This window comes from Flavobacterium taihuense (assembly GCF_019351435.1).
Taxonomy (GTDB): domain Bacteria; phylum Bacteroidota; class Bacteroidia; order Flavobacteriales; family Flavobacteriaceae; genus Flavobacterium; species Flavobacterium taihuense.
The window spans coordinates 108,538-118,562 of record NZ_JAHWYN010000014.1; the positions used below are offsets into that span (position 1 = coordinate 108,538).

Annotated in this window: 10 protein-coding genes; 2 read left to right on the top strand and 8 right to left on the bottom strand. The window is 34.4% G+C overall.

The window, feature by feature from the left end; translation table 11 throughout:
* The first annotated feature begins 238 nt into the window (after positions 1-238).
* Complete coding sequence (locus tag KZH69_RS15035; RefSeq protein ID WP_255558138.1) at positions 239-613, top strand: DUF8439 domain-containing protein; 375 nt, start codon at positions 239-241, stop codon at positions 611-613.
* 118 nt (positions 614-731) lie between these two features.
* Positions 732-1,289 carry an acetate uptake transporter gene (locus tag KZH69_RS15040; protein WP_219318296.1) on the top strand — a complete coding sequence of 186 codons (558 nt, stop codon included), beginning with the start codon at positions 732-734 and terminating at the stop codon, positions 1,287-1,289.
* 256 nt (positions 1,290-1,545) lie between these two features.
* Here KZH69_RS15040 and KZH69_RS15045 read toward each other — a convergent pair whose 3' ends face one another.
* The 8 genes from KZH69_RS15045 to KZH69_RS15080 all read right to left on the bottom strand — a co-directional run bounded on the left by KZH69_RS15045 (position 1,546) and on the right by KZH69_RS15080 (position 9,727).
* On the bottom strand, positions 1,546-2,589 hold the full coding sequence (locus tag KZH69_RS15045; protein WP_219318297.1) for an o-succinylbenzoate synthase: 1,044 nt from the start codon (positions 2,587-2,589) through the stop codon (positions 1,546-1,548).
* 278 nt (positions 2,590-2,867) lie between these two features.
* A complete protein-coding gene (locus KZH69_RS15050) occupies positions 2,868-4,067 on the bottom strand; it encodes a tetratricopeptide repeat protein (RefSeq protein WP_219318298.1) in 1,200 nt (399 codons plus the stop codon).
* A gap of 140 nt (positions 4,068-4,207) precedes the next feature.
* On the bottom strand, positions 4,208-4,885 hold the full coding sequence (locus KZH69_RS15055) for a metal-dependent hydrolase (RefSeq protein WP_219318299.1): 678 nt from the start codon (positions 4,883-4,885) through the stop codon (positions 4,208-4,210).
* A gap of 54 nt (positions 4,886-4,939) precedes the next feature.
* On the bottom strand, positions 4,940-5,902 hold the full coding sequence (menA, locus tag KZH69_RS15060; protein ID WP_219318300.1) for a 1,4-dihydroxy-2-naphthoate octaprenyltransferase: 963 nt from the start codon (positions 5,900-5,902) through the stop codon (positions 4,940-4,942).
* Positions 5,903-5,976: 74 nt separating this feature from the next.
* Positions 5,977-7,506 carry a PH domain-containing protein gene (locus KZH69_RS15065; RefSeq protein ID WP_219318301.1) on the bottom strand — a complete coding sequence of 510 codons (1,530 nt, stop codon included), beginning with the start codon at positions 7,504-7,506 and terminating at the stop codon, positions 5,977-5,979.
* Positions 7,506-8,021, bottom strand: coding sequence for a PH domain-containing protein (locus KZH69_RS15070; RefSeq protein ID WP_219318302.1), 516 nt, complete (start codon positions 8,019-8,021; stop codon positions 7,506-7,508). The genes KZH69_RS15065 and KZH69_RS15070 overlap by 1 nt, the downstream gene beginning before the upstream one ends.
* Before the next feature lie 94 nt (positions 8,022-8,115).
* Positions 8,116-8,946 (bottom strand): 1,4-dihydroxy-2-naphthoyl-CoA synthase, encoded by an 831-nt coding sequence (locus tag KZH69_RS15075; RefSeq protein ID WP_219318303.1) that lies wholly within the window; start codon positions 8,944-8,946, stop codon positions 8,116-8,118.
* Positions 8,947-9,322: 376 nt separating this feature from the next.
* Entirely contained in the window at positions 9,323-9,727 is a 405-nt protein-coding gene (locus tag KZH69_RS15080) for a T9SS type A sorting domain-containing protein (protein ID WP_219318304.1), read from the bottom strand.
* Positions 9,728-10,025: the final 298 nt, after the last annotated feature.

The window sequence follows — 10,025 nt, forward strand, 5'->3', positions numbered from 1 at the left end:
AAAGGAAAAAGCCCAAACTCCAATTGCAACCGAAGGAATTGCAAAGGAAATTGCAAATAACGAAATCTCAAAGCCTACAGCTTCAATAGAGGAAAAATCAAAAGTTCAGCAAACTGAACCGCCAAGTGTACCCAATAACGAAACTAAATTTTCGGCTTTATCGCTTTCGAGTATTCGTGCTAAAAAGGCTTTAGAAGAAAACTTAAAAGGATTTATCAAAACAGACAATACCGCCACATTGCCTACAGAACCATTCACGGAAACAGAAATGATGCTGCAATGGACAAAATACGCGCAACGTCTTGGTGAAAAAGGATACAAAATAATGGAATCCCTCCTTTTGATCAATGATCCAAAACTTGATGGTACCAATATTACATTTGAATTACCTAATGAGGGATCCAAATTGGATTTTGAAAGCGAAATGATTGGTCTTTTGGGACATTTACGTGGTCATTTACACAATCACAACATTACCATAGAAGTGAATGTAAATGAAACCATAGAAATCAAAAGAAGCTTTACCGATCAAGACCGCTACAACAGACTACTGGAAATCAATCCAAATATCGAATTATTGAGAACAACTTTTGGTTTGGATTTAGATGCCTAAATGATCCATTACCATCAGAAATGAATAATTTCTATCATAAAATGTCATTTTCGTATCAATTGATAACGAACTATAACGTTATTTTTAAACTTTACTAACTATTAAAAAAAACTAAAAAATGGAGAACAAACTAGCTAATCCTGCGCCATTAGGTCTATTGGGTTTTGGAATGACCACAATTTTATTGAATATTCACAATTTAGGATTCTTTCCCGTCAGTGCCGTAATCATTTCGATGGGTATTTTTTATGGAGGATTGGCCCAAATAATAGCAGGAATATTGTCATTCAAAAATGGAAAAACATTTGCGGGAACTGCTTTTGTTTCCTATGGCTTTTTCTGGATTTCTCTTGTAGGTATTTGGCTTTTCCCAAACACCGGTTTTGAAATGGCAGGAACAACTCCAGCTCCATTCTTCGGATGCTATTTAGCCATTTGGGGAATTTTTACCGCATTTATGTGGTGGGGAACCTGGGGTGGCAGCAAAGTACAGCAATTTGTTTTTCTTTCATTAACCATTTTATTTTTCCTTTTGGCGGTATCAAAATTCACCGGAAGCGAAACCATCACAGTCATTGCTGGAGGTCTTGGCGTAATTTGCGGAAGTAGTGCTTTTTATTTGGCAATGGCCGAACTTTTGGAAGAAGTAAAAAATAAAAGAGTTTTACCTTATTAACAATCAGTTCTTCAATGCCATACAAAAGGCTCCAGACAATTATTCGTTTGGAGCCTTTTTTAATTTAAATCATTAATATTTTATGTAGTGATTCTTTATTTGGGCGAGTCCCTTCGTAAAAACTACGGGTCGTGCTGTCCGCTCCCGCTTTTTTCTAATCAATTGCCACGGGTTTAAACCCGTGGCAATTGATTAGAAAAAGAGCTCCGCTTCCATCACTCTCGCAAAAACTGCATATAACCTATTCTCGTTTTAATTAAAATGTATCGATATCCAAATCCCAGTTTAACGCATTACTGTACCATAATTGACCTTGAGAAACTTGCAAAGGGCAGTCAAAATTATTAGTATATAATGCTCCTGTTCCCAATCCTTGTGGCATCGAATTGTTGAGTAAAAAAGTCCACTGAGCAATAGCATTCAATCCAACATTACTTTCCAAAGCAGAAGTAATCCACCATCCAATATTATGCTTTTCTGCCAAGGTGATCCACTCTTGAGTACCACGAAATCCACCCACAAAACTAGGTTTCAAAATGATGTATTGTGGCTTAATTTTGAGTAATAAATTCTCTTTTTCAGCAACGGTAAACACCCCTATCAGCTCTTCATCCAACGCAATAGGAAAAGGAGTAATTTTACACAGCCCTGCCATACTGTCAGTATTGTTTTTTTGAATTGGCTGCTCTATACTATGTAATTCAAATTCAGATAGTTGATTTAATTTACATAAAGCTTCATTCGAATCAAAAGCACCGTTGGCATCGACTCTTATTTCTACTTGCTCTGGAGTGAAATGTAGCCGAATATAACGCAATAATTGCAGCTCTTTATCAAAATCTATAGCTCCAATTTTGAGTTTAACGCATCGAAATCCATCAGCTAATTTCTCCTCGATTTGTTGCTTCATAAAAGTGGCTGAACCCATCCAAACCAATCCATTTATTGGGATTGATTTTGTCCCTTTTGTGAAGTCTGACGGAAATAGTAAAAAAGGATTTTCACTAGCCAAAGACCGGAAGGCCATTTCGACTCCAAACTGTATGGATGGGAACTCTAATAAGTCTTCCCAAAGTTGATCTTTACCAAGATGAATATTAGCACACGCCCATTGTAATTTTTCTTCATAATCGGGACGATCGTCAATACTCAATCCTCTCAAAATGCCACACTCCCCTATTCCCTTTTTACCGTCTTGCTCCAAAACAATAAACCAGGTTTCTTTTTCGGTCATTACTCCACGAGAAGTTCCGGATGGACGTTTGAAATTTAAAATGTATTTGTGGTACGTTGCTTTCAAAGTGAATAGTTAGAGGTAAATAGTTTGTATTAAATAACTTTTATTTTAAGTGAGTTTTTTTAATTTTAAATAAGAAATTCCTATTAATAACATTCCAAAAAGTAGTATCGCAAAAAACAGGTATGTTGGCCATTCATTAAAAACAAACATTTTGAAGTTTAAAATTATTCCAACTAAAAGAAGAAACAATCCTAGATAGCGTATGAACAAAACTACTTTTTTCATGTTCTATTGATTAATAGATATTTTTATTTACAATGCAAAACTTAATAAATTAACTACTCCAGTAATTTCAAAATACGCTCAAAATCCTTATTTTGAATTCCTGCTTTTTGAAAAGCTTTAAAATCCTGCTCGGTTTTTTGAACCCAGCTCAAACTATCGGTAACATTTTGGTTTTGGTATTTCTTGTAGATTTTTTTGGCTTCTTTGTAATTGTCGTTCAGCAAATAGGCATGTGCCAAATTCAACTGCAACAACAACTCTGTACTATCGAGTTTTTCACCATCTTGAAGATACTTTAATCCTTTTCCGAATTGCTTGGTCAAAAGATAGCAGCTCCCGATTGCACTGTAATCTAAAACCGTAGCCTTACCATCGCTTACAATTACCCCTAATTTTTCAATTGCATCCCCATATTTTGCTTTTTTTATCAAAAGTGATGCTTGGTTACGCAAATCAGAATAAACAGCGTTAGAAGTGCTTGTTTCTCCAAAACAACTGTTTCCCGAATCTTTAAAAACTTTGGATCGTTCCACTGTCAATAGCTTTTGAAACTCCTGATACTTGTACTTATTTTGGATTTTATCTAACACACATACGCAAAAATCATCCGAATTGCCCATTTTTTGAGCTAAATTAGAAGTCTTACATTGGTCAATAATCGCTTTTCTATTGTCCAGACTCCATCCTCTGCTTAGTTTTTTATCCACCCAGGGCACTACTTCTAAAACGATTTTTTGGTTCATGATCCAGTTTTTACTTTCAAAACCAAACCATAAGGCTGATCCGTTTCCACTCAAACAACTTGACTTATCAACTGAAAGACGTTTGGCATCTTTGCTCACTGGTTCGTTCTGAACCAAACAGGATTCCAATGTTTTTCCTGAATCTTTGTATTCTAACGCTAACTTATCTGATGAAAAAATAGCGTAGGTACATTTATCATCTCCTGATATTTTGGACAAAACAAAAACAGCTCCGGCAGATCCTTGACTGATTCCGGTGGGGTCAGGAATTGATTTTAGAACCGAAACCAAACTATTGGCCAATTGCTGATTTTCGTCCAAAAGGGTAATTCTGTACACAATTTCGGTAGTTCCAAGTGGTAAATCTTCAGTTTTTATTACAATTCGATCTCTAGCAGAAACGTTTATTTCTTTGGTCGTCGATCTGTCTTTATCCCAATATCCGTCTTGTTGTGAAAATGTAAGCGTTGTAAATAGAAGCGTAATGAATAAAAGAAACTGTTTGGCCATTATTAAAAAGTTAATCTAGTTTTAAAAAAAGGATCTTGAAATCTGGTATGACCTAGCCCTGATAGAAGCGATATCCTTTATTGAAGCGATTTTTCTTCGCTTCAATAAAGATACAAGCGGATAGCAGGATTAGCTCCTAATTATAATTCTATAAAACTGCCAATTTCTAGTAACATCAAGTCTTTTCCTTTATCGAAGAATTTTTTGATGGCTTGTTCATGATTGATTTCGATATAACCAAATGTGTCGTAATGAATACCTAGAATTTTATCGCAGGCCACAAAATCGGAAGCAATTATGGCGTCCTCCACATCCATTGTGAAATTATCTCCGATAGGCAAAATCGCCAAATCGAGCTTGGTTCGCATCGGAATCAGTTTCATATCCATTGTAAGGGCAGTGTCGCCGGCAATGTAGATGTTTTTGTGCTCGCCTTCGATCACGAAACCGCCAGGATTCCCGCCATACGTTCCATCAGGAAAAGAACTCGAGTGAATGGCGCTTACATATTTTAGTTTTCCGAAATCGAAATTCCAGCTTCCACCGTGATTCATTGGGTGTGATTGAAATCCTTTTTTGCCATAATAACCTGCAATTTCTGCATTCGAAACAATCACGGCATTGGTTCTTGACGCAATGTATTCTACATCGAGAATATGATCACCGTGAGCGTGCGTCAACAGAATAAAATCAGCTTTCAGATCGTTAATATTGATATGTGAAGCCTTTGGATTGGCCGAAATATAAGGATCAACGAGAATGTGTTTGCCACTAACTTCAATTCCCAAAGAAGCATGACCGTAGAATGTTATTTTCATTTTATTATACGTTTAAAATGTTAGAAAATACTACTTATTGATTTTTGAAATTATTTATCGTCCACCCAAGAAAACATTTACTATGATGTCTGAAATTAAAGAAATCATACATAAAGATAATAATATCGAAAGCAAAAAGGTACTCAATGCTACTTTCTTTAATTCGGGGTCAAGCAATTTTGGATCTTGATTTTTAGATACTGTGATTAAATGTTTCGTTAACGGAATGTATGCCAATAAAAACAAATATTGATCAAAGCGGAAATTACTGAATATTGCAAATGCAACTACCGAAATCATAGCCGAAACTATTAAGAAATAGTGGTATTTTTTGGCTTTCTCGGCGCCCATTTTTACCACAACAGTGTTCTTGCCTGATTTGGCATCCGAGGATTGGTCACGCATATTGTTCAGATTCAAAACAGCAACACTCAATAACCCGATTGCAATAGCGGGCAAAATAAGTACCAAATCCAATTGTTTTGAATATAAAAAGTTAACTCCCAAAGTACTTACCAATCCGAAGAATACAAAAACAAAAATATCACCATAGCCTTTGTATCCATAAGCTGAATTCCCCACAGTATATCGAATTGCCGAAATTATTGCCATAATTCCTAAAGTCAAAAAGAACAAGGAATACACGAGATTTGTCTCTCCAAAAGCAACATAAATCAAAAAGATTGCCGAAAATAATGTAAGTACAGAAGTTATTACCAAGGCACGTTTCATTGCCTGAGGAGTTATCACACCACTTTGTATAGCGCGTTTCGGCCCTACTCTATCTTCATTATCGGTTCCTTTTACACCATCTCCGTAATCATTGGCGAAATTTGAAAGCACCTGCAGTCCTAAAGTGGTCAATAATGCAAACGCAAATATCTCCCAATTGAAAACATCTGTTGGTGTCAATACATTATCAGTAGGGTTTGCTAACGCGTACATACTTCCTACGATTATTCCAGAAACAGATAATGGTAATGTTCTTAATCTCGCGGCTTCAATCCAGTGTTTCATGTTTTTTATTTAAAGTTTAAAGTTTCACGCTTTCAGACTCCAAACTTGAAACCTGAAACTTGAAACTATTTGTTTTACATCCAATTGCTATCGGAAGTTTCTATTTCGTACAACCAAAGATTGACGTATTGTTTTATGGCAGTAAAATTACCCAATTGAAAACTAATATTCCCTCCTGCGGTATGCAAAGTTAAGGAACCAATATTAATATTTTTATGCCAAAAGAGTTGAGAAGTTGTAATCGCTTGAATTTTACTAGGTATAATAATATTATTAGTAACATCCCAAGCCCCGCTTTGCAGGATTATAAAGTCATCATTAATATAAAGACGATTGTTTTTGAATATAAAAAGCTGAATTATACCAATAAAAACAACAAACAACAATACAAAATAATCAATCGTTGGCAATTCTTCAATTAACAGATCTCTAACAAAATAAAAGACTAATAGTGGTAATCCAATAGTTAGGAAAACAGAAAATCCCAATTTTCTAAAATTAGGTTTGAGCATTACACCTTTTTCGGGAATTTTTTGAAACAATAATTTCAAAATCGCATCTTTCTCGAGTTTGTCACAACCCGGAATTTCGATAGCGAGTTTATTGTCTTCTTTTTCTCCACCAGTTGCCTGCTTTATTTTTAAATGCAAAACATTCATTTTCTTTTGAAAATAATTCTGGGTAATACTTGTAATCTGAACCTTTTCGGGCTTAATGATGGTACTTTTGGTGTTTAACAATCCGTAAGAAAGCAGCAAGGAACCTTTTTGTCTGGCAATTTTATAATCAAAAAAGGTGAAAATTGTTTTGACTAAATTAATTACAATAACTGCCAAAAAGAAAGTGATAAATAATATAAAAAATGCGGTCACAACTTGGCTTTTATCTACATAATCTTCGATGTTATCATCGTGCAAAACATCTTTTCCTGTTATTTGTTTGATGTGATCGAAAAGCGTGATAAAAAAAGCCAGTAAAACAAAAAAGCTTTTTACATAATTAGAAGTAATTCCAATTTTTAATAAACTTAAAAAACTGATTTTTATAAACGGAGCTTCTGTATCAATAGTTTTTTCTGTTGAAATTTCCTCTAAAGTACTGATTGTATCCTCAACATTTACAGTTTTTTTATTTTCATTCTCTAATAAACGAGCTTTCAAGTCCAATGCCAATTCGTGTGAAATGGCTCTGATATTTCCTTCTTTTTTATTAGAACCAGCTGTATCTACCGCCAACTCATAAACACCTACCAATCTTTGAATTAAAGATTGATTAATATTTACTTGTTGGATTTTATAAAGTTGTATTGTTGTTTTTGTTTTGTTGAAAATTCCTTCGGTTATAATAAACTCCTCATTTTCATGATCGATATGAAAGGTGAAGTTTAGGAATCTTAAATAAGAAATAATTCCTAATACAATGAAAAAAGCCAAAACACATAAGATCCCTATTACTATATTGGATTTTTCATATTCATTAAATCTTACTAAAAAAATGATTAATACAGGCCATAAAGCTTTTGTATATCCTTGTAGCGAATAAACAAACATTACAAAAATCCCAATAATAGATTGTCTTTGAGGCTGATTGAAATCTGCTTCCATTACAATTGTTTTTGAATTTTGCCCATCAAAAGTTGTTTGATATTTTCAGCTTGCTCTTTTGCTATTCCCGGAATTTCAATATCGCTGGAACTTCCCCCGGCAGTGAAGATTTGAATTTTGGCCAAGCCAAAAAATCTAGAAACTAATCCTTCGTGTAAAGCCACGTGTTGCACTCTGTTATAAGGAATTACAAGCGTATTTATAGCAATTATTCCATATCTAAACAATACATCGTGATTCCGAAATGCAAATCCTTTATTCTTGAAACTTATCCTCGAAAAGAAAATCACAAGTAGCAATAAAACTACATAAACGATACTAACTTTTGAATTAAATGGATAAAGTTCTTTATTAAAATATAATACAAGTCCTACTCCTATCCCCATAAGTAAAAAAAATACTGACAAACTAATCAAAATTACTTTCCAATAATTGGGATGTAACACAGAAAATTCCACTTCTTCAAATTTAGGAAGCTGCGTAGTATCAATAGTTTCATTTGTGAAGTCTTCCATTTTCTTTTTTTCTAAGTAACTATAAAATTTAAGGTTTCAAATCGCAAAACTTGAAACCCTTAAACTCTTAAATATTTAAACTTTCAAACCATTTTTATGGCAACCATTTTTTTTCAAAATTAGGTTTACGTTTTTCAAGAAATGCATTTCTGCCCTCTTTAGCCTCTTCGGTCATGTAGGCCAATCTTGTTGCTTCACCAGCAAACACTTGTTGTCCCACCATGCCATCATCAGTAAGATTCATAGCAAACTTGAGCATTTTAATAGCCATAGGCGATTTCCCAAGAATTTCCTGTGCCCATTGATAAGCAGTATCTTCTAATTCAGCGTGTGGAATAACAGCATTAACCATACCCATATCCATAGCTTCCTGGGCAGAATAATTTCGTCCCAAAAAGAATATTTCTCTTGCTTTTTTCTGTCCTACCATTTTGGCAAGATAAGCAGAACCGTAACCTCCGTCAAAGCTTGTTACATCGGCGTCAGTTTGTTTAAAAATGGCGTGTTCTTTACTTGCCAAAGTCATATCACAAACCACGTGCAAACTATGTCCACCACCAACAGCCCAACCTGGAACTACGGCAATAACAACTTTTGGCATGAAACGGATCAAACGTTGTACTTCAAGGATATTCAAACGATGTTGACCATCATCACCAACATAGCCTTGGTGACCTCGAGCGTTTTGATCGCCTCCGCTACAAAAAGAATACACGCCATCTTTTGATGATGGTCCTTCAGCAGAAAGCAAAACGACTCCAATAGAAGTATCTTCTTGCGCATCGTAAAAAGCTTGATACAATTCGGATGTTGTTTTTGGTCTAAAAGCATTTCGTACATCAGGCCTATTAAATGCGATTCTGGCAACACCATTGCATTTTTTGTAGGTTATATCTTCAAATTCTTTAGCGATAATCCAATCCATTCTATTTATTTTTAATAATTATACTGTAAAAATAAGGCATTTTTTATATTTCTAAAGTATAAAATATTTTTAAACACCACTTATTGCTAATAAATAAAATTCAAAGCACCCATAATTACCTATTTTTGCATAAAACTTGGGCAAGCACCCATTATAGCAAGGGGGTAAACTTTAGAGAGCGCTTGTTCGCCCTCTTACCATAATGCCGTCGGGCTATCCGCTCTACTTCGGTAGATAGCTTCTATCCCTCTCCCAATCCCGTTTTTACAACACCTTTATTGGCTAAACTCTTCATTCTATAAACAAAAAAACAGCCCCTCTAAGAGCTGTTCTGCATAAATTCGAAGTAAATGTTTTTCTTAAAAAAATAACCCAATTAATTTACCGTGGCCACATTTTGGTTTTTTAGTTTCATATCGTCTTTGTACACTTCAGCGATTGATTTTCTGGACAATATTGAAGTTTCATTGGTGATCACAATTTCGTGAGTTACTTTTTTAAGATTCGTTTCCACTTCCAAGAAGTAAACTCCATCAGGAAATTCCTCAAGGCTGTACGTTTTCAAAATCCCACCTTTTCCGGTTGCCATTTCAGAATAAATCACATTATGGTATTTATCATAGATTGTCACATTGGCTTTTTGGATTTCATTTACAGAAAAACTAATTTCTTTACCAGTTCCTTTTTTTACATTAAGTAAAAAATCACCATCGATTGCATAAGTACTCATGGTAGTCATCGCTACTAATACTACTAGACTAAGTTTTAAAATCGTTTTCATAATACTGTTGTTTTAAATTAGTAATAATTTCTATTGCTAAAGTAGTATCATAATTTTGTTCAAAATACAACTGTATTTTCCGATGTAGCTGCTATTTTAACCTTACGAAAACGATGTATTTAATATTGAGATAATTCTGCATATAATTAAGATAATTGCGCATAGTTCTAAATTTAAGTTTTTAAAAATCTGTTTTTTTAAAACTATTGTAAAACAAAAAACCCCGTTTCTTTCGAAACGGGGTTTTAGTAAAAAAAGGCAGCGACATACTCTCCCACATAACTGCAGTACCATCTGC